Below are 26,172 nucleotides of genomic sequence, written 5' to 3' on the forward strand. Positions count from 1 at the left end.
CATCCATATCTATGCGCGACACGATGCGCCGCCTGGCCGCGACAGGAACGCTGCTGCTGGGCCTCGGCCTGGTGGGCGCGTGCGCCGGTGACGGTGACGGCGAACAACCCGCCGCGAGCACCTCGGCGACCCAGGCCGCCTCCGGATTCCCGGTCACCATCACGCACAAACTCGGCACCACCACGATCGAATCCGCACCTCAGCGCATCGTCGCCCTCGGCGAGGTCGACCAGGACACCCTGCTCGCCCTGGGCGTGCAGCCGGTCGCCATGGCGGAGCTGACCGGAATCCAGGCCGACGGGCTCACCCCCTGGACCGCCCCCAGGATCTCCGGAGCCAAGCCGGCGCTGCTGAAGGCCGGTGAGTCGGGCTTCTCGCTGGAGCAGATCGCCGCACTCAAGCCGGACCTGATCCTCGCGGGCGGCGACTACTACATCGACAAGGAGTACGCCAACCTCTCCCAGCTCGCACCGACCACCGCCTACGAGACCGGTCCCGCCGAGGACTCGTGGCAGACGGTGGCCCGCCAGGTCGCCAAGGCGGTCGGCAAGGCCGACGAGGGCGAGAAGCTCGTCACCGACGTCGAAGCGAAGATCGACTCGGTCAAGACCGCCTACCCCGAGCTGGCCGGCAAGAAGTTCGCGCTGACCAGCGTCTTCCCCTCGGGGAACATCGGCGTGCTGAAGTCCGACACGGACATCAGCGTCCAGCTCTTCAACCAGTTCGGGCTGGTACTGCCCGAGGAGATCAGGACGCTTCCCGGTGACGGCTTCGCGGCCGAGCTGAGCATGGAGAAGATCAAGGTCCTCGACGTCGACCTGCTGCTCAGCCACTACAACGACGACGCCGCCACCCAGAAGAAGATCGAGGCCAACAAGCTCTTCGCCGGCCTCGACGTGGTCAGGCGGGGCTCCTACGTGCCGCTGGACCTCGCCGCGTTCTGGCCGCTGCGCACGCCGACGCCGCTGGCGGTCCCCTACGTGATCGACCAGGTCGTGCCGGAGGTGGCCAAGGCCGTCGGCGCGTCCTGACACACCACGCCCGCACCCTTCCCCCCGCCGCCTCCGTCGCGGGGGGACCATCCCCTCAACATGTGAGAGGCGAACATGTCGAGCCCGGTCTATGACGTCGTGGGCATCGGTTTTGGTCCTTCCAACCTCGCGCTCGCGGTGGCCCTGGAAGAGGAGTACGGCTCCGGTGTGAACGCGGTCTTCTTCGAAAGGCAACCCGCCTTCGGCTGGCACCGCAACATGCTCATCGAGGGCGCCACGATGCAGGTGCACTTCCTCAAGGACCTGGTCACTCTGCGCAATCCCGCAAGCTCCTACTCCTTCCTGTCCTACCTCCAGGACAGGGGGAGGCTGGTCGACTTCATCAACCACAAGACCATGTTCCCCACCCGGCTGGAGTTCCACGACTACCTGGAATGGGTCGCCTCCTCCTTCGCCGGCCTGGTGCGCTACGACTCCGAGGTCGTCGCGGTACGTCCGTACGACGACGACACCCTCGAAGTCGTCGTGGAACGCGGTGACGAGCTGCACACCTGCCTGACGCGCAACCTCGTGATCGCGGTCGGGCTCGAACCCGTGCTGCCCGACGGCGTGCGGCAGGGCGATCGGATCTGGCACACCGAGGAGCTGCTGGCCCGGCTCGAATCCCTCGGCGAGCGCGACCCCGGACGGTTCGTCGTGGTCGGCGCCGGGCAGAGCGCGGCCGAGGCGGTCGAGCACCTGCACCGCACCTACCCGTCCGCGGAGGTCTGCGCCGTCTTCACCAGGTACGGCTACTCACCGGCCGACGACAGCCCGTTCGCCAACCGTATCTTCGACCCGCAGGCAGTCGACCACTTCTTCGCCGCCCCCGGGGAGGTGAAGCGCATGCTGCTCGCCTACTCCAGAAACACCAACTACTCGGTGGTGGACCTCGACCTCATCGACGAGCTCTACCGGCGTTCCTACGCGGAGAAGGTCGCGGGCGTCGAGCGGCTGCGCATGCTGAACGTCTCCCGCCTGCTCGACATGGACGACGACGGTGACAGCGCCCGCGTCCGGATGTGCTTCCTGCCCACGGGCGAGGTGAGCACGATCGAGGCCGACGCGGTCGTCTGCGCGACCGGCTACCGCGAGCGCGACCCGCGCGACCTGCTCGGCGAGGCACGCGAGCACTGCCGTACGGGTGAGATGGGCGAGCTGCTGGTGGAGCGCGACTATCGGGTCGTCACCGATCCCGGGCAGAGGTGGGGCGTCTACCTGCAGGGGGCCACCGAGGACACCCACGGGATCGCCTCCTCGCTGCTGTCCATGACCGCCGTCCGCACCGGAGAGATCGTGCGCTCCATCGCCCGGCGCTCGGCGGGGGTCCCCCAGGGGGCCGAGCCGTAACCGGACCCTCGGCCCGCTCGGGCGCGGACCGTCCTCACTCGCGGCCCCGTGACGTCTCGACACGGAGCGATCGGTTACGTGACTCTACGTGTTCACTTGATTACCTTTGGTGTCGTTGTATTCCGTAGGTAACCGAGGAGGATCATGAACACCTTCATCCGCAGTGCCCGCATCGGCCTGGCAGGGGCGGTTCTGGCCGGCGTCGGCCTGCTCGGCGTACTTCCCGTGACCGGTGCCCACGCCGAGTCGTCCCAGGCCGCACCGGCGGTTGCCTGCTCGCACACGGCCGCGGACGGCTGGATCTGCTTCCTGCGGTACTGCGACCGTTACTACTGCTACTACGACTGCTATCCAACCCTGGCCGCGCGTAACAAGGGAGAGAAGCCTTCCGAGACCGTTCGTGTTCCCAAGCCCGAGGGGACACCTCCCGCCCAGATCACCAGGCCCTGACCGGCGGAGCCGTGAGGTCGTGGACCGGGTACGCGCGGTCGTGCCGTCCACGCTGGGGAAAGCGCACCGCGAGGGTTCCTGCGGTGCGCCGGGTGGCCGTCCGGGCAGATGCTCGGGCGGCCACGGGAAGCGCAGCACCTCGCACCGCCGTGTCGACGTCATCCGCGCCGAGACCGTCGCCAACCGGCCACGCTAAGGCACGTTGCAGAAACAGCACCAGGGCGCGCCGCCGAGCGGCTCCGTCCCCGCTCGGGCGATGGGACGTCCGGTTCAGGGGTGGAGGGCGAGCCCCTTGAGCACCTTGTCGACCCCGTTGCGCGGCCCGTGCACCGCGAGCCCGACCAGGCGAAGCTCATCGGAGGGCACGGCGCGCACCGCGGCCCGGTTGTCCTCGTCGTTGTCGGTCTTGAACAGCTCCTCCGTGTACAGGGCCACCTCCAGCCCGTGCGCTGGCCGGGTTCGCGGGCCGCGCGGCCGGGCTGCCGCTGTTCGCCGCGCCGGTCGTCCACGACCCGGTGCTCGCCGGAGGGCTGGGCCGCCTGCACGCCGCACTCCTCGGCGGAGCCCCCGCCCTGATCGCCGACGAGCTGCTGGACGCGGTCATCCCCGCCCTGGTCCGCCGCGCGGCCCTCAGTGGTCCCGTCGCGAGGGGCCCGCGGTTCCGGGCGGGGAGCCGGGGTACGGCGGGCGTCGCCGGGCGCGTGGCGGAACTGCTCGAGGACGACTACCGGACCGACCACAGCGCCGACTTCCTGATTGAGGCCCAGGTTGAGGCGACGGGCGCATTCGAGTAGGCCGACGCCCTTGTCCAGGAGGTCGTGGACTTGGTGCCGGCGTTCGCAGCGCGGTCGCATGCGATACCAGCAACAGCTAGAGCACGAGACAGACGAGCGCCCGCCCGGCCCGCCGGCTCCCTGGCCAACGCGCCCAGCTGATCGGTGAGCCGCCTCGTCCGCCGTTGACAACGCTCCAGAAGCCCAGGAACCTGCTCCCGGAACGTCCGCCGCGGGCAACTCCAAACCGGACAGGCCATCCGCCGTATCCTGACCACCACGACCACCCGCCGACCATCCATCGGCACATCAGTGACCGTCCGCCGACACCAGCCGTGCACCCGCTTCGTCAGCGTCGCACACCCTGGACACGGCACCGGATCATCCCGCGTCCGTGCCACCACGCGGATGAGATCACCCTCATCCGCCACACCCTCAATGATCAGCGCGGACAGCCCGGCAAACACCACGCTCGCAAGAACGTCAGCCTCCAGCACCCCTCACCCTGACACGAGGTGACGCACAGCTACCACCGATACGAGACAGAGCCGAAAAACACTCCCCCCACCCGGTGAGCCCGTACAAGATCGGAGACACTGCATGTCCACGCTCGAACCTCACGTCATCGGCCGGCAATCAGATGGCACGCTCCTGATCGGCCTTGATCACATGGCGATCATCACGCACGAGATCGAAGGAGGTGCATTCCACACCCGCATCGGTTCCGCTTACGCCCACACCCGGTGGAACGTCGTCAACGAGCCGATACCAGCAGGGCTGATCAGCGATGAAGACCTCGCCCAGCTCAAGGAACGCGAAATCGAGTACCTCGCGTGGAGGCGATCAATCGACACTCCCGGAGGACTAACGCTATGACGTTGACATGGACCCGGTTCGGCTTCACCTTCACTGCCGTCCCGCTGGAAATCAAAAGCATCCCGAAGAACCCCGAGGAGACCCAATGACCTTTCACTCTTGACGACGCCTACAAGCTCGCCAAACGTGCCCACACCGGGCAGGCTCGTGAAGCGGGCAGACATCGGCCACAACTCCGATCCCGAGCGCCTCGCCGCGCTGGAGCCGAAGAAGGCCGAGAGCCTCGCCCACCGATACGAGAAGGCGCTCGCGATCCTCGATTCGTGCGAGGCGGCAGGGTGGAAGCCCGACCCCCAGGAGGACCGTTGACCGACGACATGCTGTCCTGGCTCGGCCATGAGGTGGAGGCGAGACTCGCCACAGCCCGCGCCGCAGCGGACAAACTTTTCTAGGATCCGGGAATGACGTTGTTCATCACAACCAAAGCCAGCGACTACTACCACCTGACCGAATGTCCAGGGTTCCAGGCAGGTCGCCGCGGCAGCGAACAGGCCGGATATACGCTCCACGACATTCTGGAAATGAGCGAGGCGGACGCCCGCGCAGCAGGCAAAAAGCCATGCAAGCAGTGTGTATCCGACCGGTCGTGAGGAAGGCCCGAGAGCTAGATATGCCAGTAGACCCACTGGGGTCTACCTGGAATCGAACCAGGATAGAAGGAAGCTCTCGAATGGCCTCACGACCGAAAAACGAGGAAAGCGGGAAGGCTAGAACTTTTTTAAGAAGGTGAGAAGGAAGCCCTCCCATGGCCTCGCGATCTCCACACTATCAGGCGGGAATCAGCTCGTGCAGCGTCCCAGGCGTGTACACCCGTGCACCCTCCGGTAGATCAGCCGGCGCCTGCAAGCCGATGTAGGTGGCGTGCTCACCCTGCGAGCCCTTCCGCCGCAGCAGGTCGGCCAGGTACCGGACGCGCAGGTGGTCACGTTCAACGATCGAACGCACCAGGAGAGAGGCCGTGACGCGGTTGCCTTCCACCTGGTTGAAGCCAGGGTGCCCCTTCAGGTAGAGGTGCAGCCACTTCACCCGCCAGGCGCCGTCGTCGCCGCGCAGGAAGACGAGCGGCAGGGCGACCCGCCCTGACCCGCGCAGGTCGGACTTCATCCGCACGGTGCGAGGCTCGAACGGCATGCCCTCCTGCTCGGCGTCCCTGCTCATGTATCCGAAGAACGCCTCAGCCGCTTCGTCGAACGCCTCGCCGCTGTAGATGTTGACCTGAGGGATGATGATTGACTTGGTCGCCTGGGCGAGGCGGATGTTGACGAACTCGGTCGCGCCGTCGGCGGCGTCGGTGAGGTCACCGGAGTATTCAGCGAAGCCGTTGCTGTAGCTCGTCCACGAGATGTGCTCGGGATTGCCGTAGGAGGCGTCCAGCATCAGGGCCGACAGGTCGTAGTCGGTGCGCCGCTCGGCCTGCCGCCAGTAGACGAAGAACCGCAGCAGCTCCCCGTCCACCGCCGACAGCGAGCCGCGCGGCAGCATTCCAAGTCCGGGCGCGACGGCCTTGCCCGACAGCGGCAGGGCGATGTCGAGCGCGTCGGGATCGACGATCAGCTCGCCGGGGTCGGGAAGCCTCCGGGTGATCTCCTCGTCCAAGATGGACACTGCCCGCGACACGACATCCTCCTCGATCGGGGAGCGTGCATCGGCTGCCGTCCATGCTCTGCCGTGCCGGTTGGCGAAGACACGCCCTGCGACGGGGACGAGCCGGTTCTGCAGGTGCTCACGCAACGACAGCAGGACCCGGCAGGAGGCGCCCACCGCGGCCTTCTCTGCGGCGTCCAGCACGGCCGAGGCCGACATGCCGGTCCGCAGCAGGTGATCGAGACGGCGCAGCAGCGCGCCGGGCGCCTTCTCCAGCAGGTCGACCGCGTCGTCGGTGCGGCCCTCCGACAGGGCCGCCTCCACCCGGCTGTCGAGACCACGCGCCTGGCGTACCCCTCTGGCGACCTCGAAGACGTGTGCGGCGCGCGGGAAGCTCGGATACTCGCCGGGGTGGAGCCGTTCACCGAGCCGCTTCCACTGCTCCCGGTACCGCGGCACGTCGCCGAGCTTGGCCGGGGAGGCGACCGTGTCCAGGGCCTGCAGGAGAGTCCGGCGCTCAGCCCGAGGAAACGAGCGGAACCTGGTGGGGGTGGCCAGCGTGACGTCTCCGCCGGAGCAGCCGCAGGCGAGACGCAGCACGTCGGTCACCGTGTCCACGAGCAGCGGGCGACCGGCGGCCAGGCGCACCTCGTTGATGACGGCGCGGTTCTCGCGCACCGGGATGCGTTCGGGCTCGTCGGCGCAGAACGCGGCCAGTATGCGGAGCGCCGCCAGGTCTTCGGCGGACAGCGGCACTTCCGAGCCCGCCAGCGAGAAGTACAGCTCGCGCGCCTCCGACTCCAGGCTTCCGCCCAGCTCCAGCATGGTCACCCGGTCGCCGGCCAGCGGGATCAGCTCGGCGTGCGCGGCCAGCAGGTCGGCGTAGGTGTGCTGGTAACGGCCGTAGCCGGGCAGCACGAGCAGGTTGAGCGTCGCCGGCTGGACGCGCGTGGCGGCGACCGGGTCGAGCAGCGCCTCCCGCAGGAGCCCGGCCCAGAACTCGATGGTGTCGGGGACGTTCTTGGGGAAGTTGAGGAAGTAGGCGTTGTGCTGCACGTGGTCGCCGACCAGGTGGCGGACGGCGGCCAGGACCCGCACGCCGAGATCGACCACGGTTTCGCCGCGCAGCCTCGCCAGGCGGTCGAGCAGGGCCGCCGAGCACTTGAAGCCGACGCTCAGCAGTGCGGCGTCGAGTTGGCGGGCGGCCACCTCTCCCCAGCTCGGGTGGGAGCCGGCGGGAGTGTCGCCGATGGGGACGCGCAGCCGCCGGGCGATGACGAGGCTTTCCATAGTGTCCACGGATGCACCTTATAGCCGGGACATGTCTGCGTTCTGTGGGTTTTCTGGGCCTGCGCGATCTCGCTTAAAGGGGGCAATTTAATAACGCATCCCTGGAATGATCTCTGGTGTCTGAACGCTGAAACGCGAAAGGCGGCCTCCGCACCCACGGAGACCGCCCGAGACTTTCGCCACATCAGACCCGCAACCCCCCGCGTGTCTCCCGCAAGCGTACGACCTCGGGGAGACCACGATGCCTTACTGGATTCACTCCGCACCTGACGACCTCGACGACGGCCTGCGGGAGTGCGCCCGCGCCGGACGATGCTCCGACGCCCGCCTCGAGGTCGTGGCCGGCAAGACGGTCCGCCGCGGCGCCTTCACCCCGCGCGCCTACTGCGACTCCTGCCGTGGCATCTTCGACGGCGCGAAATGCCGTCAGTGCGGTGTCGTGTACACGGCGCAGGAGTACCGGGACCTTGTCGCCGCGACCGGAGACATGATCCGCCGAGCTGGTGTTCGCCGGCGCAGCCTCGCCGCACCGGGCTCCTTCGACGACATCGAAGCTCGCCGCGCCTGAGCGGCGAAAACCAGTACGACCCGCGCCGTGAAGCGTCCTACGCTGCCAGCACGGCGCGGTATCGACCCTTTCCAGATCGTAGACCCCTATGCCGAAGCAGGTAGCAAACCGGCTCATCTCGTGGGCGAGTGACATCGAGCCTGAGACGATCAAGCAGGCCGCCCGTACCGCACGCCTCCCGTTCATCGAGGGACACGTTGCCCTCATGCCCGACGCCCACGTCGGCATGGGTGCCACGGTCGGCTCCGTCATCCCCACCCGAGGCGCGATCATCCCGTCCGCGGTTGGTGTGGACATCGGCTGCGGCATGATCGCAACCGAAACCAACCTCACCGCTTCCGACCTGCCCGACGACCTGTCCGAGCTCATGCCGTTGGTCGAGCAGCAGATCCCCGCCGGCGTAGGCAAGGGACACGATGACCCCGCCGTCGATGAGGCACTGTCCGCGCTGAACAAGCCGCACACTGAGCTCACGGCGAAGCAGGAGGAGACCGTCGCCGCCCAGTTCGGCACCCTCGGCTCCGGCAACCACTTCGTCGAGGTCTGCCTCGACGAGCGTGACCACGTGTGGACTGTCCTGCACTCCGGATCCCGCGGCATTGGCAACCAGCTCGCCACCAAGCACATCGCCGAGGCGAAGAAGCTGATGGCGCAGTACTTCATCACCCTGGATGACCCGGACCTTGCCTACCTGGTGCAGGGCACCCCGCAGTTCACTGCCTACATCCGCGACATGCTGTGGTCGCAGCGGTACGCCATGGGCTCCCGTGCCCGCATGGACAGGGTCCTCAGCGCAGCCCTGTTCGGCGTCGTCGGCAAGGGCGATCGGACTCGAACGATCAATTGCTTCGCTGGTGAGACCCCAGTGATGACGAGTTCAGGTGTACGGCCCATCGCCGAGCTGTCCGGGGGCGTCCATGAGCTGCTCACCACGGACGGTGAATGGGTCAAGGCCCCGGTCCAGTCGTTCGGCCGTCAGAAGCTCATGCGTGTGCGGCTGTCCCGAAACGGTGTCGAGAAGATCGTCTACGCGACGCCTGGCCACCGCTGGCTCCTACGCACGCACTCCAGCGGTGGCACACGCTACTGGGAGAAGCGGCCTGTCGAGGTGACCACGGCCGAGCTGCAGCAGGGGAACCGTCTCGCTTGGACCTTCGCCAAGAGGCCAGATGGGATGGTCGTGGGCAACGATGGAGCCGCAAGGGGCTTCGTTTTCGGCGATGGATCGGTGACCTCCCGCAACAGGTCCCGTGCGATCTTCTGCGGCGACAGGGATCTCGCCCTGTTGCATCTCTTCGAGGGCGTCGGCAACCCGCCACGGGCCTACGACGGCATGAAAGTGATCAGCGGGCTGCCCGTGGAGTGGAAGACGAGCATGCCGTCACTTGACAGCGCGCCTTCCTACCTTTACGGCTGGCGGGCTACATCGAGCAGGCCATGCTGGTCGCAGGCTGGCATTTCTACGACGTGCTCAACCCGTCGACCTCGGATGCGGCCAGGATCGGCGCCCGGCAACGTCGAGGAAGGTGATGTGGCTGGCGTCGTGCGGCGGCCGCCAGCGGAGGGCAGCGTCTGACTTCGGGCGGGCGAGGGAACAGCAGCCGGGCATTACGGTGGCCGATGTGCCCCCGCGTATCCATCCAGCTCAGCCGTACTCGTGGAGGGCCCACCTCCAACTCAGGCCCACTTGAGAACGCCCTTGGAGCCGGAGTCCGAGGCGCAGTCGGCTCTTGCGGTTATTGCGTGGGTCGGCGTGCTTGTCGCACTTCGCGGTCGATTGCCCAGGCGTCTGCCACTGAGCCCACGTGCCCGAGCTTGTCAGGGTTGATCACCGCGCGGATCGTCTGGATCTGCCCGTCGAGTACATCGAGCGCCAGGGTGTGGAGCACCTTGCCGTCCCGGTCGCGGAAGATCGCGCCCGGTTGGCCGTTGATCTCGTGCGGCTCGCCTGTCACACCGATCAGGGCCATCTGGGGGAAGACGGAGGCGAGCAGCCGGGCCACGTTCTGCGCTCCGATCACCGCGTTGGTCAGCTGCGGGGCCTTGCCGCCGCCGTCGCCGACCATCGATACGTCGGCAGCCAGCAGGTTCTGCAGGGCGGCGACGTCGCCTTCACGCAGGGCGTCGAAGAACCGCGACGCCAGTTCTTGCCGCTCTTTTCGGTCCGCCTCGAAGCGGGGCCGGCCTGCGGCCATATGGCGTCGCGCTCGCACCGCCAGTTGGCGGCACGCCGTCTCCGAGCGCGCCACGGCCAAGGCGACCTCGGGAAAGTCGAAGTCGAACACCTCGCGCAGGACGAAGACCGCCCTCTCGAGCGGGGACAGCCGTTCCAGCAACACCAGGGCCGCCATCGACAACGAGTCAGCCAGCTCCGCTGACCGCTCCGGGTCCTGGTAAGGGTCGGCGAGCAGCGGCTCGGGGAGCCACGGCCCGATGTACTGCTCTCGCCGGACGCGGGCCGAGCGCAGCACGTCGATCGAGATCCGGGTCACCGTCGCCGACAGGAACGCCTTGGCCGACCGGGGCTGGGCCGGGGCGGCCTCGAAGCGCAGCCAGGTCTCCTGGACCACGTCTTCGGCCTCGCTCACGCTGCCCAGAATCCGGTAGGCGATCGAGAACAACAGCGGCCGAAGCTCCTGAAACTCCTCAGCACCGCTCACTGGTGCACCTCCTTGAAGCCCTGCCTCCACGAGGGGTAGCGCAGCTGCCAGCCGAGCTCCCGCTTGGCCCTGGCGTTGGACAAGCCGCGCCCCTCGGTCGTCATCGTCACCTGTCCGGCCAGCAGCCGGGCCAGCCATGTGGGCACCCGCTTCGGCCGCTTGGCTCCGGCGCACTCCGCCAGATACGGCAGCCATTCGCTGGCGGTGGCCGGTTCGTCGTCCACGATGTTGAACACCCCTTTGGCCTTCTGCTCCACCGCCAGGACTGTGGCGCTCGCCGCGTCGTCCAGATGCACCCAGGAAGAGTAGCCGGTACCGCCCACTACCAGCGGGAACTGCCGCCTGCGGATGAGCTCGACCTGGTCGTCGGTGGCGCCAGGTCCGTACAGCCCGCCATAGCGTAGGGCCGCACCGCCGGCCGCGACGACCACCCCCTCGACATGGCTGATCGCCGCCGCCCCAGCGCGCGCCACCATACCTTCCTCGGCCGTCACCCATCCGTCCGGCCGAATACCGTTCCACGAGGCGTTGCTCTGCGCGACGACGTGGGAGACCCCGGTGGCCTCAGCAGCGGCCAGCAGGTGGTCCGTCCCCTCCGTGCGAAGCCGGTTGGTCTGGGCGAACCACCGGTCGAGGCGCTTCACATCGGGCTTACCCGCGTGCGCCATCGAAATCGCGGTCATCTGATGCACGATCGCCTCCGGCCGAGCCACAGCCACCACCTCACCGACCGACATCGCATCCAGGCTGTCCATCACCACCCCCTCCGCGCCCAGCTCCGCCAGCAACCCCAACTTTGCCTCACTCGTGGTCGTGGCCGTCACCTGGTGACCTCGCGCCACGAGCTGCGACACCAGCCGCTGCCCCAGAACCCCGCGGCCAGCAGCCCGGCAGCGATCCACAACGCGAGGTTCATCAGCTACTCCTTGATCGAGAATTGCCTGCACCTCCTAGACGAGACAGCGGTCCCGCCAGTGACATTCGTCGTACCAGCCCAGAAGGTCTCGACTGTGAGGCCGCTCATGCCGTGTCACAGCCGGTCGGGGTATCTCGTCTTAGAGGGCATGACGAACTCGGAACAGACCTCGGTACTGATCACCGGAGGCAACAAAGGACTCGGCCTTGAAACGGCCCGGCGGCTCGGCGAACTCGGCTGGACGATCTTCCTCGGCTCGCGCGACGAAGGGCGAGGACAGGCGGCTGCCGACAAGCTGACCGACGGCGGCGCGAACGTGGTCATGGTCCCGCTGGACGTGACCTCGGACGAGTCGGTGACCGACGCGGTACGGCTCGTCCGCAAGCACACCGACCAGCTCGATGTGCTGATCAACAACGCCGGCGCGTCAGGGCGGGCCGTCGCGCCCGCGGACGCGACGGCGGAGGAGATCCATTCCGTCTACGACACCAATGTGTACGGACCGGTCCGGGTCACGCACGCGTTCCTTCCCCTGCTGCAAGCGGCGGACAATCCGCGGGTGGTGATGGTCTCCAGCGCTGTCGGCTCCTTCGCGGTCGTGACCGATCCGGACCAGCCCGCCTCGAAAATGCACGAGCTCGCCTACAGCTCGTCGAAAACGGCGCTGAACATGATCACCGTCCGGTACGCCAACGCGCTCCCGAACATCAAATTCAACATGATCACTCCCGGAGAAGTCGCCAATCGCAAGTTCGCCGCCACCGACATGAACCGTCACACCGGCCAGCTGACCGTCACCGAGGGCACCGACCCGATCGTCAAACTCGCGACGATCGACGCCGACGGACCGACCGGGATCTTCATCGATCGCCTTGGCCCCATCGCCTGGTGACCGACGCGCAACCACCCTCGGCACCTTGCCGGCGACCCCGCAAAGGGCCGAGGTGACACGTTTCGAAGCCATCTTTGTCCCCACGTAGGCGGCGGTCGGCGCGGCGCGCGGATGAACGCCGACCTTGAACGGCCGGAACAACTCAGCCAGATCTATTACTGGGAGGTCATTCATGCCGAAGAGCGTTGCCGGCGAACTCGCCGGCCTGGAGCTGCCGGTCGAGCGTGGCTGCCCGTTCGCTCCGCCTGCCGCCTACGAGCGACTGCGCGAGCAGGCGCCGATCAGCAAGGTCCGCCTGGTCAGCGGCGGCGAGGCGTGGTGGTGTCCGGGCATGAGGAGGGCCGTGCCATCCTCACCGACGGCCGTTGGCCAGGACACGACGGGCCACGCCGTACAGCCACAGGCGGGCCGCATGGCCGCCGGGGATGTCCTCCACGCGGCGCCAGGCGATGGTGAAGGTCTCGGCGAGGGCGTCCGCGGCGTCGTCGGAGGATTCGGTACGCCGCCGAAGGTAGGCGAGGATGTCGGGGTAGTGCGCGGTGTAGATCTCTTCGAAGCACTGCCTGGGGTCAGGGGGCCCACGCTGCTCCTTCTTGTCGGGGACTCTTTCACTCCGCACGTGTCCGGATCCGGCGGATTGTTTCACCCCGGACCGGAAAATTTCCCGAGCGGTTTGAAGGGGCGCTTTGAGGGGGCGCTTTGAGCGGATGGTTTGAGCGGATGGTTTGAGCGGATGGTTTGAGCGGCGTCCCGGGCCGTGTCGCCGAGGTGGCCGGGGGCCGCGAGGTGGTCAGGGCGTGCGCGACGCCCCGCGTGACCCTCGGTGACCGGCCGGGCGTCGCAGGGTGAGCGGGGGACGCCGCCCCTCGATTTCCCGCCCAATCAGCACATGCAGTCCATATGCCGTTAACCGCATTAACTAGCGGGTGTTCACCGGCGCTCCTACCGTTGGGATTGCTCAGGGAAGTGGTTCTGCTGATCCTCGCTTTGGAGGTTCGTCGATGGAACGCCGCACATTCCTTCGTGCTTCGGTGCTCGGCACGAGCACCCTGGCCCTCACCGGAAGCCTCTGGCAGGACGCCCTCGCGGCTCCGGCCCAGAACGCCGCAGGTCCCTATGGCCCCCTGCTGGCCGCCGACGCCAACGGCATCCAACTCCCCGCCGGATTCACCAGCCAAGTGATCGCCCAATCCGGCCAGGTGGTCCCCGGCACCTCCTACACCTGGCACAGCGCCCCCGACGGCGGCGCCTGCTTCGCCGACGGCGGCGGCTGGATCTACGTGTCCAACTCGGAGATCAACCCCGGCGGCGGCGCCTCGGCGATCCGCTTCGACTCCGCGGGCAACGCCGTCTCGGCCACCTCGATCCTGTCGGGCACCCGGCAGAACTGCGCGGGCGGCGCGACACCGTGGAACACCTGGCTGTCGTGCGAGGAGGTCAACCGCGGCTACGTCTACGAAACCCGGCCCTTCGGCGGCGCGGCGACACAGCGCCCGGCCATGGGTCGCTTCAAACACGAGGCGGCCGCCGCCGACCCGGTCCGCAAGGTCATCTACCTCACCGAGGACGAGAGCAACGGGCGGTTCTACCGGTTCATCCCCACCACCTGGGGTGACCTGTCATCGGGAACGCTGCAGGTGCTGCGCGCGGGCTCGGCCACCTCGGGCTCCTTCACCTGGGCGAACGTTCCCGATCCCGATGGCTCCCCGACCGCGACCCGCAGCCAGGTCTCCGGATCGAAGGCCTTCAACGGCGGCGAGGGATGTCACTACGCGAGCGACACCGTGTGGTTCACCACCAAGGGCGACAACAGGGTCTGGCAGGTCAACGTCGCCGCCGGCACCTACGAGCTCGCCTACGACGACAGCCTCGTCAGCCCCGGCACCGCGCCGCTGACCGGCGTGGACAACGTCACCGGCTCGACCTTCGGCGACCTCTACGTCGCCGAGGACGGTGGCAACATGGAGATCTGCCTGATCACCCCCAACGACACCATCTCCCCGTTCCTGCGCATCAACGGCCAGGGGTCCTCGGAGATCACCGGTCCGGCCTTCACCCCCGCAGGCGACCGCCTGTACTTCTCCTCCCAGCGCGGCACGTCAGGTTCCTCATCCGGGGGCATCACCTACTGCGTGACCGGCCCGTTCCGTACCTGAGGACGGCCGGGCCGTGCGGCGCCGATCGCATGGTCCGCCGACCGGGGATACCTCTGATCGAACCCGTCCCTTCTCCGGGACGGGTTCTTGCCCGGGGTGCTGCTCAACGGCTTCCGGATTCTAGAGAGTCTCTCTAGAATCGGCTACGATTTCGACATGAGACCCACTGTCGTCATCACCGGGGGCAACCGCGGGATCGGCCTGGCCACGGCCGAGGAGTTCGCCCGCCGCGATCACCGAGTGATGATCGTGGCCAGGAATCCCGCCGCGGCGGGTGAGGCCGCCCGGCTCGGCGCCGAACTGGTCACCGGAGATCTTTCGACCCTGAAGGGGATCCGGGCCGTCGCCGAGGCGCTGGCCGGGACCTGCCCGCGACTCGACGTGCTGGTCCACAACGCCGGGATCTGGCCATCGGCGCGGCGGCTCACCGAGGACGGTTTCGAGGAGTCCTTCGCCGTCAACCACCTGGCGCCCTTCCTGCTCAATCACCTGCTGGAGGATCGCCTGACCAGGGTCGTCCAGGTCACCGCGGGTCTGTACGTCAAGGGGCGTGCCGACCTCGTGCGCACCCCGGCCGGCGCGGACTTCTCTCCCCTGCGCACCTACGCCGACACCAAGCTCTGCAACCTGGCGCTGATGCCGCTGTGGGCCGCGCGCTGGAAGCCGCGGGGCATCACGATCGACGCCGTCCACCCCGGAGTGATCAGGACCGGGCTCGGCGACCGGGGCGGCCCGGTGGGGGTGCTGCTGAAGACCGCGAAGCTGCTGTGGAAGGCGCCGGCCGACGGCGCGGCTCCGGTCGTACGGCTGGCGCTCGACCAGACCGGTACCGGACGGTACTTCGACGTCGGCCGTGAACTGCCGCTCGCCTCCGTGGCCGCCGACCCCGAGCCGGCGGGGAAACTGTGGGCGCAGGCCGCGGAGCTGACCGGTGTCGCCTAGACAGCGGCGTGGCGAGGAGACCCGGGAGCGGCTGCTGGCGGTGGCACTGGACCTCTACGCGGAGAAGGGCGCCGACGGCTTCACCATGACGGCGGTGACCGCTACGAGCGGCGTCAGCGTCGGAAGCCTCTACCACCACTTCGGCAGCTTCGACGGGCTGGCGGCCGCCCTCTACGCGCGCTGCCTGTCCGACCTGCTCGACGCCGTCATCGCCGCACTCGACGCGGTGCCGCAGGGGGAGGAGGGAGGTCCCCGCGACGTCACGGAGGCGCGGGCCGCCGCCGGTGTCCGGGCCGTGGTCACCGGATATCTCGGCTTCGCCCGCGAGCACAGGGCCGCCGCGCGCTTCGTCCACGCCTCCGCCTACGCCGACTTCCTGGCCGCGCACGCGGATCTGATCGCGGCGGAGAAAGAGCCCAGGCCGGCCGGGATCCTGGGCTGGCTGCGACCGTACGTCGAGGCGGGGCTGGTCGTGGAGCTGCCCGACGAGCTGATCGAGATGCTGGTCATCGGCCCGGTCGCGGAGACGGCCCGCCGCTGGCTGGCCGGGGCCCCCGGCATCGACCTGGACGAGGCGTCCCGACTGCTTCCCGAGAGGATCTGGCGATCCCTGCGGGCCGCCGAGGCGTCGGTGACGAGGTAGGAGAGGGTACGAGGTGCCAAGCGTGGAACGCCCCAAGATGGCGTGAATCGCTTGATCATACGCATACGGCATTATCGCCGCCCTGTTCATATCTTTCGTACCTCTGTGGGAATTACCTCCTTATAGGGAGTAAGGTTGCCCTGCCCTAATTTAGGTAAGGCTTTCCAACTCACGGAGTGACGGTGTTCGCCAGCTATCTCATCGGATTACGCGAAGGCTTGGAGGCCGCGCTCGTCGTCTCCGTGCTCGTCGCCCTCCTCGTCAAGAGCGATCGGCGTGATCGGCTTCCCCTCGTCTGGGCCGGGGTCGGTGCCGCTCTCGTGCTGTCGATCGCGTTCGGCGCGCTGCTCACCTTCACCGTCGCCCATCTGGAATACCGGCAGCAGGAGTTGTTCGAGGCGGTCACCTCGCTGCTGGCCACCGTGTTCGTCACCTGGATGATCTTCTGGATGCGGCGGGCCGCCCGTACGATCTCCGGCGACCTGCGCGCCAAGCTGAGCGAGGCCCTGGAGGTCGGTGCGATCGCGGTGGTCGTGATGGCCTTCCTCGCCGTGGCGCGCGAGGGCCTGGAGACCGCGCTGCTGTTCTTCGCCTCGGTGCAGGGCGCCACCACCACCGCCGTCCCGCTGATCGGAATCAGCCTGGGCCTGATCACCGCGGTCCTGCTGGGCTGGGCGATCTACCGCAGCGCGATGCGGATCAACCTGACCAGGTTCTTCACCTGGACCGGCCTCCTGCTGATCCTGGTCGCCGCCGGAATCTTCAAGTACGGCGTGCACGACCTGCAGGAGGCCGCCATCCTGCCGGGCCTGTCCACCTACGCCTTCGACATCAGCGGCGTGCTACCCGCCGACTCCTGGTACGGCACCCTGCTGTCCGGAATGTTCAACATCACCCCGCAGCCGAGTGCGCTGGAGATGGTGGCGTGGGCCGTATACGCGGTGCCCACGCTTATTCTCTTCCTGCGGCCGTGGCGTAGTCGCCCGACCCCCTCACCCGCCACTTCTTCGACCGACCCGCAGCCCGCGGGCTGAAACCGCCTGAACAGGACGATCATGCGTACTTCCCTTGCCATCGCCGCGGGTGCAATCGCCTTCACCGGCCTCGTGGCCTGCTCCTCGGAGCCCACCGCGACCACGGCGACCGCGGGTGCGGGAGCCTCCGCCGCCCCGGCCAAGGGCGGCCCCGTCGCGGTTGCCGCCACCGACACCGAGTGCAAGGTCGCCGTCACCGAGGTGGCCGCGGGCACCTCGACGTTCGCGATCACCAACGGCGGAACCAAGGTGACCGAGTTCTACGTCTACGCACCCGGCGACCGGGTCATGGGCGAGGTGGAGAACATCGTGCCGGGCCTGACCCGCGAGGTGATCGTCGAACTGCCGGCCGGCACCTACGAGACCGCCTGCAAGCCCGGCATGGTCGGCAAGGGCGTCCGCGGTCCGCTCAAGGTCACCGGCGAGCACAAGCCGCTCAGCGACGACGCCCAGCTCGCCAAGGCGACCGCCGGCTACAAGCGCTACATCAAGTCGCAGAGCGACACGCTGCTGATCAAGGCGCAGGAGTTCGTCGACGCGGTCAAGGCCGAGGACATCGAGAAGGCCAAGGCGCTCTTCCCGGTCTCCCGCACCTACTGGGAGCGGATCGAGCCGGTCGCGGAGATCTTCGGCGACCTCGACCCGGCCATCGACGCCCGGGAGAACGACGTGGCCGAGGGCGAGGAGTGGACCGGTTTCCACCGGATCGAGAAGGACCTCTGGGTCAAGAAGGACGTCAGCGAGGACAGCCCGATCGCCGACAAGCTGATGGCCGACATCAAGACCATCGTGGAGCAGTCCAACTCCGCAGAGCTGTCGCCGGTGCTGCTGGCCAACGGTGCCAAGGGCCTGCTCGACGAGGTGGCCTCCGGGAAGATCACCGGTGAGGAGGACCGCTACTCGCACACCGACCTGTGGGACTTCGACGCCAACCTGCAGGGGTCCAAGGCCGCGGTTCAGTCGCTCCGGCCCGTCCTTGAGGAGCGCGCCCCCGAACTGGTGAAGACGCTGGACGAGAAGTTCGCCGGGGCCGAGGCCGCGCTCGGCGCGCACCAGAAGGGCGACGGCTGGAAGCTGCACACCGAGCTGTCCAAGGACGACCTCAAGAAGCTGTCAGATGCGATCAACGCGCTCGCCGAGCCGATCAGTAAGATCGCCGCGGTGGTGGCAAAGTAACGATCGTCCCAGGTAGGGGAGGGGTGCGATGAGCGAGCGGATCAGCCGCAGGAAGCTGTTCGGCATGGGCGCGGCCGGCGCGGCCGGCGTGGCGGTCGCCGGAGCGGGCGTGATCGCGGTGCGAGGGGTCGGCGACGAGCCGACGCCCACCACGGTCGCCTCCGTCTCCGACGCGATCCCCTTCTACGGCGAGCATCAGGCGGGCATCGTCACCCCGGCGCAGGACCGGCTGCACTTCGTCTCCTTTGACGTCATCACCGAGAAGAAGGCGGAGTTGGCCGAGCTGCTCCAGGAGTGGACCGCCGCCGCGGCCAGGATGACGCAGGGCCAGGAGGCAGGCACGTTCGGCGCGGTCGGCGGCCAGCCGGAGGCGCCGCCGGACGACACCGGCGAGGCCCTCGGCCTGCCCGCCTCGGGGCTGACGCTGACCGTCGGCTTCGGCGGCTCACTGTTCGACGACCGGTTCGGGCTGGCCTCGCGCAGACCGGCCGGGCTGGCCGACCTGCCGCACCTGCCCGGCGACGCGCTGCTGCCGGAGATCTCCGGCGGTGACCTGTGCGTGCAGGCGTGCGCGCACGACCCGCAGGTGGCGGTGCACGCCATCCGTAACCTGGCGCGCATCGGCTTCGGCCGGGTCTCGGTGCGCTGGTCCCAGCTCGGCTTCGGCCGCACCTCGTCGACCTCGCGCGCGCAGGCGACGCCGCGCAACCTGATGGGGTTCAAGGACGGCACGGCCAACCTCAAGCTGGAGGACGTGGCGCTGCTGAAGGAGCAGCTCTGGGCGGGGTCCGGTGACGGCCCCGACTGGATGACCGGCGGCAGTTACCTGGTCACCCGCAAGATCCGGATGCTGGTCGAGACCTGGGACCGGGCGCCGCTGGCCGAGCAGGAGCAGATCTTCGGCCGGGACAAGGGGGAGGGGGCGCCACTGGGCAAGAAGGGCGAGTTCGAGGCGATCGACTTCGAGGTCAAGGGCCCCGACGGGCAGGCCCTGATCTTCGACGACGCGCACGTACGGCTCGCCCACCCGTCCCACAACGGCGGCGCGCACCTGCTGCGCCGCGGCTACAACTACGTGGACGGCTCCGACGGCCTGGGCCGGCTGGACGCCGGGCTGTTCTTCATGGCCTACCAGCGAGACCCCCACCGCCAGTTCGTCACCGTGCAGCGCTCCCTGGCGGGCAAGGACTCCCTCAACGAGTACATCAAGCACGTCTCCAGCGCCCTGTTCGCCTGCCCGCCCGGCGTACGCGACGCGGGCGACTACTGGGGCCGAGCCCTGTTCTCCTGAGCGCCGAGGCCGGGGTGGGGCGGGGACTCGGAAAGTGCCGTCATTTTGACCGGTGGTAGGTCAGCGCAGAGTCCGGCAGAACATGTCGAGGGTGATCTCGATGATCTCGGTCGTGTCTTCCGCGCCGGGGCCGCCGGAGGACTCCGACACGAGGCGCCGGGTGCCCGCACGGAGCACGCCCCACGCGAGTTCGGCCCGCAGCGCGGGATGGTCACATCCCGCTTCGCGGAGCACGTCGCCGAGCGGCTCGATGAGCGACTCGTGCAGCTCGTTCAGCCGGGCCTGGCACTCGGGCGGCAGTCCGAGCGTCTGCGTCGCCGGGACCAGCGCGTAGTCGGGGCTGCCGACGAACTCCAGCGCGATCCTGCCGTACGCCCGGACCCGCTCGTCGAGCGACATGGCGGGCCCGTCGGACGTGGGCTCCGCCACGGTGGCGCGCAGGCGGCCGGCCCAGCGTGGGAAGGCCTCCTCGGTGAGCTGGGCGAGGATGTCGGCGGTGGAGGAGAAGTAGCGGTAGACGCTCGATCGGGCCAGGCCGATCCTGGCGCCCACCGCCGCCGGGGTGAGCGCGTGCACACCCTGCGCGGCCAAGATCTCGCGCGCCGCCTCCAGCAGGGCGGCATGCTGGTTGGCCCGATGGTCGGCGACGGTCGCCGCGCTGATCCTTGGCATCTACACCTCCTGGTGGCGCCCTCCAGTATCCGGCTCGGGCGTCCCTGCTCCGTCCCCGTCATTGTCCCCGTCCCCGTCCCCGTCCCCGTCCTCGCGGTCCAGGGTGGGAGCGGCAGTGCGCGGGAGCAGGAACGTGAGGCCGAGCCCGGCCAGCAGGAGCAGCCCGGTGATGACCGGCACCCTGCGGGTCGCCTCCGCAGCGCCCGCGACCGCCGCCGCGTGGACGGCTGGATCGCTCAGCCCCGGGATGGCCGCACCACCGCTCTCCTGCACGGCGTTCGCCACGCTCGTGCGGACCTGCTCCGGGTAGGCCGCCATGTTCTTCTCGACCGACGAGCCGAGTCCGGTGACCAGCACCCCGCCCAGGACGGCGACTCCCAGCCCCGCACCGAACTGGCGGATCGCGCTCTGCAACCCGGAGGCCTGACCCGACTGCCGGGCGGGCACGTCGGCCATCAGCACACTCGTGAGCTGGGCCGTGGCGAAGCCGATGCCTATGCCGTAGACGAGCATCCAGGGCACGAGCCGCCACAGGCTCATGCCGGCCTCGCGGGAGAGGCCGATGCCGATGGCGCCCACGACCTCCAGGGCGAGGCCGATCTGCACGACCGTCCGTGAGCTCGACTTCTTGGTCAGACTGGGGACCACGCCGCCGGCCAGGAAGGCGCCGATGACGAGGGTGGCGATGATGAGGCCGGCCGTGAACGCGCTGTGGCCGAGCGCCGACTGCAGGAACAGCGGCAGCACCAGGATCACGCCGAACTCGCCCAGTGTCACGATCATCGCGGCTATCGCGCCGTAGCGGAAGCCGGGCAGCGTGAACAGCGTCAGGTCGATCAGCACGGGGCGCCCGGCCCGCTCGCGTCGCCGCTCCAGCAGAATGAAGGCGGCCACGGCCAGGATGCCGATGCCGAACGCGAAGGGCACCGGGGAGACCCCCTCGAACCGCAGTCCGAAGAGTTCGGCGGTCCGCAGGGGAGTGAGCCAGCCGTACTTCTGACCCTCGATGAGGCCGAAGACGATGGAGAACATGCCCAGCACGATCAGCACGATGCCCAGAGGGTCGTGACCGGTGGCCCGATCCTTGCGGGAGGCGGGGATGCGCAGTGCGCCGAGCAGGACCAGCGCGCCGATGGGCAGGTTGATCCAGAACGCCGCGCGCCAGCCGTAGTCGGTGACCAGCCAGCCACCGAGCAGCGGCCCGATGGCGGTCATGCCGCCGACGATCGAGCCCCAGATCGCGAATCCGATCACCCGTTGCCTGCCGAAGTAGGTGGAGTTGATGATCGCGAGCGTCATGGGGATGGCCATCGCGGCGCCCACTCCCTGGATCCCTCTGGCCCCGATCAGTATCGCGCCGCTCCCCGCGATCGCCGCCAGCAGGCTTGCCACCAGGAAGACCGCGATGCCCGCGGCGAACAGTCAGTGACCCTGTACGTAGAAGTAGGTCTTCGTAAAGTCGCGGGATGCCAGTGCGTCCGTGCGGATGGCCCAGATCACGAAGGCGACGTCGCCCCAGATCATGTCGGCGTCGGTGTCCTCGCCGAGTTGCAGGAGGGTGACCCATTGGCTCGCCTCGGCGTGGAACGTGGGGTCGCCGTACCAGCCGGCGCCCGCGTTGTGGGCCGCCTCCGCTTCGACCGGGTTCTGGAAGGCGACGGAGTAGCCGCCCACGCGGCGCAGGGGATCTGGGAGCTTCTCGCGTACGAGCTCCGCGTAGTCCCTCAACCAGTTCCGCATGTCGATCATTCTCGTGTGGGAAAGAGGGACTCGTTAAGGTGGTGCAGGTGGTAGTGGAGGCGGACGTCCAACTAGTTTCTCGGACAAGTAGAGCGCTTAGCGCCACTCATTGGTGCGGGTCTCGTGCGGGGCGGGAGGTCAAAAGCACGCCGAGGGCGAGTGGGGGATTCGGGGCCGCTCAGCGGTATCGGGCCGCGCGAGGCCCTTGCCGGGTGGGCGGCTGCCGAGGTCCACAGGGCGGTGCGGTAACGGGTTATCTCCGATCGGGAGCGGGGACAAATCGGTCCTATCGCCACGAAAAGCAACTCACCTGAGGGGCAGGAACGACAGCCTCCTTGATCTGGGTGATACGGCACGCTGGTGGTGTGCCGTATCACCCAGATCAAGGAAAACCGCCGATCGCCACCCCTGCGCCCCCACTCAGCGCCCACTATGCCCCGCTTCGACCCCTCGCTGAATCCCCGACGTCCACTCCTGACACCAGCCACCACCGCACCGTCGTGCACGGACCGGTGCTGATGAGCGGTCCCAAGCCCTCACCCGCCCTACCCGAATTAATCAGGTGCTGATCGGCGTCATGGCTCATGATTCCTCGGTATCGGAATCGGTGAACGCTCGTAGCCGTAGCCGTAGCCGTAGCCACATCGCCACGTTGTCGGCGAACCAGGCGAAGAAGTCGCTGTCCCGCTTACCGGCGTAACGGACATTCCCCCGTACCCTCTGTGCCAAGCTCAAGCGGGACACGCGGGGATGAAGTTCCTACTGAGCCGATCATGTGCGCCCAGTAGAACTGGAGGTGAAGCCGTGACATAGCGGCTGATCTGCATGTTCGTAAGCTCGTCGTCGCTTGCCGGTGAAAGTCCGGTCCGGGTAGCTGCCAGGAGGCCCGGTAGCAGGCTGGCGGCTTCGTCTGGAAACGGGCGGGGTCGAAGCCCAGCGTCAAAAGCCCTTAAGGGGGAGCGACGATGCGGTCCGTAGCATGACGCGAAGCCTGCGGCGTCGTTACTCAGCCGTCTTCGGACGGGACAAGGGAGAGCCGAGCCCCTCGTGATCGGGGTGAAGGCCATGGAAGCGGCGAAGAGCCTGGAAATTGCAGCCGCGAAGAACTCCCCGGCGTATGGGGCGCGGAACGTATCGATAGTGACGGCGGGAACTGGGGAGGCCCTCCCCGGCCCGGTGACCTGCGGAAGGTGTTACCGGAGCGTGGCGTCCTATAACCGGTCAACGCCGGGAAGTGGATTGCTGGCCGGGTGGGCGTCGGAGGCGGCCGTAGTACTGCTTGAGCCGACCGGACAACATAACCGGCGGTGAGGGAAGGGCCGCTACTTCGTCGATGCATATTGAGGTGGAGGAGGGGCTCGGTGAGTGCCGTTTTGGCTATTCCCGCCGCCGTGGGGCCGCGTGTTCCGCGTGATCCGGTCCGCGCCTTGCAGCATGTGCTCTACCGGGCGGCCAAGGCCGATCCCGGACGTCGGTTCCACGCGCTCATGGACAAGGTCTATCGCAGAGACGTTCTGGAGCGCGGGTGGGTCATGGTGCGCAGCAACAACGGCGCACCGGGCATCGACGCGACCACGCTGGCCGACATCGAGGAGTACGGGATCGTCCGGCTTCTTGAGGAGTTGGCCGCGGAACTTCGGCAGGGCCGGTATCGGCCATTGCCCGCGCGCCGGGTGATGATCCCCAAGCCTGGGCTGAAGGACGAGTACCGGCCGTTGTCGATTCCCGCTGTTCGGGATCGGATCGTGCAGGCCGCTGTGAAGATCGTGTTCGAACCGGTCTTCGAGGCGGACATGGCTGATTGCTCATTCGGGTTTCGCCCGAAGCGCTCAGCACACGATGCTCTGCAAGTGCTCATTGAGGAGCAGGCGCGGGGCCGCCGGTGGGTGGTCGAGACGGACATCGCCAACTGCTTTTCGGCGATTCCGCACGATGAGTTGATGCGTGCGATCGAGGAACGCGTCTGCGATCAGTCGCTCCTGAAGCTCCTGCGGGTGATTCTGCGCGCCGGGGTGATGGAGGACGGACAGATCCGGCGAGAGGTCACCGGCACGCCACAAGGCGGCGTGGTTTCACCCGTCCTCTGTAACGTCTACCTGCACCGATTGGATCGGGCGTGGGACGAGGCGGACGGCGTGCTGGCCCGCTATGCCGACGACGCGATCGTGATGTGCTGGTCCCGCGGTCAAGCCGAGCGGGCCCTGGCCCGCCTGACGGAGCTGCTGGCGGCACTCGGTTTGGAGCCGAAGGCCGCCAAGACCCGCATCGTGCACCTGGAGGTCGGTGGGGAAGGCCTGGACTTCCTGGGCTTTCACCACCGGCTGGTGCGCTCACGCGGGTTCAACGGGAAACGGCCGTTCGTTTTCCTCGCTCGCTGGCCCTCAGACAGGGCGATGCAACACGCCCGCGACCGGATCCGTGACCTCACGGACGGCCGCAGGCTGCTGCTTCGCACCGAAGCGATCACCAAGGAGGTCAACCTGTTCCTGCGGGGATGGGCTGGCTATTTCCGGTACGGGCATTCTGCCCGGCGCTTTAGCAAGATCAGAGAGTTCGCCTGGATGCGCCTGGCGCTGTTCCTCAGCCGAAAACACCGGCGCAGCCGGAGCTACGGCCGGGGCGTGCTGAAACGCTCGCTCAGCGATCTCGGCTTGATCAGCCTGTATGGAATCGTCGTCGCGCCCAGGGCGGGCAAGCCCTGGCGGGAAAGGCCGAATGCCGGCGGTGAACGACGTCGGTGAGCCGTGTGCGGGAGAACCGCATGCACGGATCGAGGTGGCGGGGGTTGGAAACGGAGCGAAGAACCTGGTCACGGCCACTGGGGTGGCACACCCGTCCGGGAAACCGACGGAAGGAAGGCCCCAGGCCCTCCCGCCAGGAGAAGCCACCGCGCCAGCCCCCGACCCTACAAGTTTTGGGACTATCGGCGTTATGCGCCGATGTAGGTCAGGTGCGGGTCGGTGAAGAAGGCCCGGACGATGTCGGGGCGTTTCTGTAGCCGGTGCATGCCGCTGTGCATGGCCGCGGCCAGTTCGTGTTCATCGGCGACCGCCTCACGAGCCACCCGGGCCTTGATGTTTTGGTTGACCCACTCATCAGGGTTGAGATCGGGGGCGTAGGCGGGCAGGAAGAACAAGCGCAACCGGCCGCCGGTACGTGCGATGAAATCACGCACCGCGGCGGCGGTGTGGATCGAGGAGCCGTCGACGACCAGGAAGATCGGCCCGATGACGGTGCGCAGCAGCTGCGCGCAGAACCCGAGAAACGCCCAGCGGTCCATCGAGCCGTGCCACAGCCGGTAGCGCAGCGTGCCGTCCGCGGCGACCGCCGAGAACATCTTCACCGACCGGCGCTGCGCCCCGGCGCACACCACCGGGGTCTGTCCGATCAGTCCCCAGGTGGTCCCGGCGCGGTGATCGACGCGCATGCTCATCTCATCGGCGAACAACACCAGCGCCCCCCGTGCCCGGGCCAGGCGACAGATCTGCGGCAACAGCACCGTCGTCCACCGGGTGACGGCCGCCGGATCACGCCGCCATGCCCGATAGGCCGGGCGTTGCGGCGACAGGCCCAGCCCGCGCAGCAACCTCCCGGCCGCCGCCACCGACAAACCGATCCCGAACCAGGCCGCGATCACCAACGCCACCAGCGCCCGCGTCCACAATGCCACCGCCGTCCCCAGTACCTGACGGGGGGTGACATCACGCACCACCGCCTTGACGCTCTGCTCCTGCCCAGGCGTCAGCCGCCGCGGCCGACCCGGCGCCTTCTTGATCCGCAGCGCCTCGTCACCACCTGCCCGGGCCTGGCGTTTCCACCGAAACACCGACTCACGGCCCACCCCCAGCGCCTCGGCCACCCGATCCGGTGACATGCCCTCCTCCAGCAACCGGAGGGCGAAAACCTTCTCCTCGAACGTCGCTCTGCGACCTTTTCTCGCCATACCCCCAGCATGCGCCTGCCGGAACTCGATCTCCCACCGCTACCCAACACGTACCAAAACTTACGATCGGCTCAGTAACATGGCACGAGTAGGGCGAGACGTGGTGTAGCAGACTGTGACAATGACGAAGCGTGACCTGCAGGCCGGAGGGCCTCGGGCTGATCGACCCAAGCGCCGGCACTTCT

At 68.1% G+C, this 26,172-nt stretch carries 27 protein-coding genes and 1 pseudogene; 17 read left to right on the forward strand and 11 right to left on the reverse strand.

The genetic code is table 11. From position 1 onward, the window contains the following. Positions 1-11: 11 nt before the first annotated feature. The 3 genes from OG884_RS33630 to OG884_RS33640 all read left to right on the forward strand — a co-directional run bounded on the left by OG884_RS33630 (position 12) and on the right by OG884_RS33640 (position 2,831). Positions 12-1,031, forward strand: a complete 1,020-nt coding sequence (locus OG884_RS33630; protein ID WP_326639616.1) for an iron-siderophore ABC transporter substrate-binding protein — start codon at positions 12-14, stop codon at positions 1,029-1,031. A 75-nt stretch (positions 1,032-1,106) separates the two neighbouring features. Next, positions 1,107-2,381 (forward strand): lysine N(6)-hydroxylase/L-ornithine N(5)-oxygenase family protein, encoded by a 1,275-nt coding sequence (locus tag OG884_RS33635; protein ID WP_326639620.1) that lies wholly within the window; start codon positions 1,107-1,109, stop codon positions 2,379-2,381. A 144-nt stretch (positions 2,382-2,525) separates the two neighbouring features. Further along, a complete protein-coding gene (locus tag OG884_RS33640) occupies positions 2,526-2,831 on the forward strand; it encodes a hypothetical protein (protein ID WP_326639621.1) in 306 nt (101 codons plus the stop codon). 270 nt (positions 2,832-3,101) lie between these two features. On the opposite strand, the gene OG884_RS37725 is transcribed toward OG884_RS33640, so the two are convergent. Further along, entirely contained in the window at positions 3,102-3,383 is a 282-nt protein-coding gene (locus tag OG884_RS37725; RefSeq protein ID WP_442811586.1) for a DUF2000 family protein, read from the reverse strand. On the opposite strand from OG884_RS37725, the gene OG884_RS33650 reads away from it, so the two are divergent. Then, entirely contained in the window at positions 3,347-3,625 is a 279-nt protein-coding gene (locus OG884_RS33650; RefSeq protein ID WP_326647119.1) for a hypothetical protein, read from the forward strand. The genes OG884_RS37725 and OG884_RS33650 overlap by 37 nt on opposite strands. Positions 3,626-3,641: 16 nt before the next feature. Here the strand turns inward: OG884_RS33650 and OG884_RS33655 are convergent. Then, a pseudogene (locus OG884_RS33655) lies at positions 3,642-4,101 on the reverse strand (transposase family protein); the annotation flags it as partial. A gap of 103 nt (positions 4,102-4,204) precedes the next feature. On the opposite strand from OG884_RS33655, the gene OG884_RS33660 reads away from it, so the two are divergent. The 3 genes from OG884_RS33660 to OG884_RS33670 all read left to right on the forward strand — a co-directional run bounded on the left by OG884_RS33660 (position 4,205) and on the right by OG884_RS33670 (position 5,070). Continuing rightward, positions 4,205-4,480: a hypothetical protein gene (locus OG884_RS33660; protein WP_326639623.1), complete on the forward strand. Its 276-nt coding sequence runs from the start codon at positions 4,205-4,207 to the stop codon at positions 4,478-4,480. 147 nt (positions 4,481-4,627) lie between these two features. Further along, the gene (locus OG884_RS33665) at positions 4,628-4,789 is read left to right on the forward strand and encodes a hypothetical protein (RefSeq protein WP_326639625.1); all 162 of its coding nucleotides are present in this window, start codon (positions 4,628-4,630) and stop codon (positions 4,787-4,789) included. Between the two features lie 92 nt (positions 4,790-4,881). Further along, entirely contained in the window at positions 4,882-5,070 is a 189-nt protein-coding gene (locus OG884_RS33670) for a hypothetical protein (protein WP_326639627.1), read from the forward strand. A 178-nt stretch (positions 5,071-5,248) separates the two neighbouring features. On the opposite strand, the gene OG884_RS33675 is transcribed toward OG884_RS33670, so the two are convergent. Then, positions 5,249-7,354, reverse strand: coding sequence for a hypothetical protein (locus OG884_RS33675; protein ID WP_326647085.1), 2,106 nt, complete (start codon positions 7,352-7,354; stop codon positions 5,249-5,251). A gap of 241 nt (positions 7,355-7,595) precedes the next feature. Here OG884_RS33675 and OG884_RS33680 point away from each other — a divergent pair, with 241 nt between their 5' ends. Continuing rightward, positions 7,596-7,922: a hypothetical protein gene (locus OG884_RS33680; RefSeq protein WP_326639629.1), complete on the forward strand. Its 327-nt coding sequence runs from the start codon at positions 7,596-7,598 to the stop codon at positions 7,920-7,922. Positions 7,923-8,010: 88 nt separating this feature from the next. Continuing rightward, positions 8,011-9,498, forward strand: coding sequence for an RtcB family protein (locus tag OG884_RS33685; protein WP_326639631.1), 1,488 nt, complete (start codon positions 8,011-8,013; stop codon positions 9,496-9,498). Between the two features lie 160 nt (positions 9,499-9,658). Here OG884_RS33685 and OG884_RS33690 read toward each other — a convergent pair whose 3' ends face one another. Both OG884_RS33690 and OG884_RS33695 read right to left on the reverse strand, forming a co-directional pair. Further along, positions 9,659-10,582, reverse strand: coding sequence for an RNA polymerase sigma-70 factor (locus OG884_RS33690; protein ID WP_326639632.1), 924 nt, complete (start codon positions 10,580-10,582; stop codon positions 9,659-9,661). Continuing rightward, complete coding sequence (locus OG884_RS33695) at positions 10,579-11,406, reverse strand: NAD-dependent epimerase/dehydratase family protein (RefSeq protein ID WP_326639633.1); 828 nt, start codon at positions 11,404-11,406, stop codon at positions 10,579-10,581. The genes OG884_RS33690 and OG884_RS33695 overlap by 4 nt, the downstream gene beginning before the upstream one ends. Positions 11,407-11,646: 240 nt before the next feature. Here OG884_RS33695 and OG884_RS33700 point away from each other — a divergent pair, with 240 nt between their 5' ends. Beyond that, positions 11,647-12,390, forward strand: coding sequence for an SDR family NAD(P)-dependent oxidoreductase (locus tag OG884_RS33700; protein ID WP_326639635.1), 744 nt, complete (start codon positions 11,647-11,649; stop codon positions 12,388-12,390). A gap of 352 nt (positions 12,391-12,742) precedes the next feature. Here OG884_RS33700 and OG884_RS33705 read toward each other — a convergent pair whose 3' ends face one another. Next, on the reverse strand, positions 12,743-13,009 hold the full coding sequence (locus OG884_RS33705) for an RNA polymerase sigma factor (RefSeq protein WP_326639636.1): 267 nt from the start codon (positions 13,007-13,009) through the stop codon (positions 12,743-12,745). 382 nt (positions 13,010-13,391) lie between these two features. On the opposite strand from OG884_RS33705, the gene OG884_RS33710 reads away from it, so the two are divergent. From OG884_RS33710 to efeB, 6 genes are all read left to right on the forward strand, one after another. Further along, complete coding sequence (locus OG884_RS33710; protein WP_326639637.1) at positions 13,392-14,546, forward strand: alkaline phosphatase PhoX; 1,155 nt, start codon at positions 13,392-13,394, stop codon at positions 14,544-14,546. Between the two features lie 156 nt (positions 14,547-14,702). After that, positions 14,703-15,488 carry an SDR family NAD(P)-dependent oxidoreductase gene (locus tag OG884_RS33715; RefSeq protein WP_326639638.1) on the forward strand — a complete coding sequence of 262 codons (786 nt, stop codon included), beginning with the start codon at positions 14,703-14,705 and terminating at the stop codon, positions 15,486-15,488. Beyond that, positions 15,478-16,131, forward strand: coding sequence for a TetR/AcrR family transcriptional regulator (locus OG884_RS33720; RefSeq protein WP_326639639.1), 654 nt, complete (start codon positions 15,478-15,480; stop codon positions 16,129-16,131). The genes OG884_RS33715 and OG884_RS33720 overlap by 11 nt, the downstream gene beginning before the upstream one ends. 182 nt (positions 16,132-16,313) lie before the next feature. Next, entirely contained in the window at positions 16,314-17,165 is an 852-nt protein-coding gene (gene efeU / locus OG884_RS33725; RefSeq protein ID WP_326639640.1) for an iron uptake transporter permease EfeU, read from the forward strand. A gap of 21 nt (positions 17,166-17,186) precedes the next feature. Further along, positions 17,187-18,341: an iron uptake system protein EfeO gene (gene efeO, locus OG884_RS33730; RefSeq protein ID WP_326639642.1), complete on the forward strand. Its 1,155-nt coding sequence runs from the start codon at positions 17,187-17,189 to the stop codon at positions 18,339-18,341. Positions 18,342-18,369: 28 nt separating this feature from the next. Continuing rightward, positions 18,370-19,632 (forward strand): iron uptake transporter deferrochelatase/peroxidase subunit, encoded by a 1,263-nt coding sequence (gene efeB, locus OG884_RS33735; RefSeq protein ID WP_326639644.1) that lies wholly within the window; start codon positions 18,370-18,372, stop codon positions 19,630-19,632. Between the two features lie 60 nt (positions 19,633-19,692). Here efeB and OG884_RS33740 read toward each other — a convergent pair whose 3' ends face one another. The 4 genes from OG884_RS33740 to OG884_RS33755 all read right to left on the reverse strand — a co-directional run bounded on the left by OG884_RS33740 (position 19,693) and on the right by OG884_RS33755 (position 22,779). After that, entirely contained in the window at positions 19,693-20,304 is a 612-nt protein-coding gene (locus OG884_RS33740; RefSeq protein WP_326639646.1) for a TetR/AcrR family transcriptional regulator, read from the reverse strand. Then, entirely contained in the window at positions 20,305-21,726 is a 1,422-nt protein-coding gene (locus OG884_RS33745; RefSeq protein WP_326647086.1) for an MFS transporter, read from the reverse strand. It lies immediately after the preceding gene. After that, positions 21,727-22,044 (reverse strand): DUF1963 domain-containing protein, encoded by a 318-nt coding sequence (locus tag OG884_RS33750; protein WP_326639647.1) that lies wholly within the window; start codon positions 22,042-22,044, stop codon positions 21,727-21,729. Positions 22,045-22,626: 582 nt separating this feature from the next. Next, complete coding sequence (locus OG884_RS33755) at positions 22,627-22,779, reverse strand: hypothetical protein (RefSeq protein WP_326639648.1); 153 nt, start codon at positions 22,777-22,779, stop codon at positions 22,627-22,629. A gap of 626 nt (positions 22,780-23,405) precedes the next feature. Here OG884_RS33755 and ltrA point away from each other — a divergent pair. Continuing rightward, positions 23,406-24,785: a group II intron reverse transcriptase/maturase gene (gene ltrA, locus OG884_RS33760; protein WP_326636118.1), complete on the forward strand. Its 1,380-nt coding sequence runs from the start codon at positions 23,406-23,408 to the stop codon at positions 24,783-24,785. Positions 24,786-24,973: 188 nt separating this feature from the next. On the opposite strand, the gene OG884_RS33765 is transcribed toward ltrA, so the two are convergent. Continuing rightward, positions 24,974-25,987, reverse strand: coding sequence for an IS630 family transposase (locus tag OG884_RS33765; RefSeq protein ID WP_326635026.1), 1,014 nt, complete (start codon positions 25,985-25,987; stop codon positions 24,974-24,976). Between the last annotated feature and the right edge of the window lie 185 nt (positions 25,988-26,172).

The sequence above is a fragment of the Streptosporangium sp. NBC_01755 genome (assembly GCF_035917995.1).
Lineage (GTDB): Bacteria > Actinomycetota > Actinomycetes > Streptosporangiales > Streptosporangiaceae > Streptosporangium.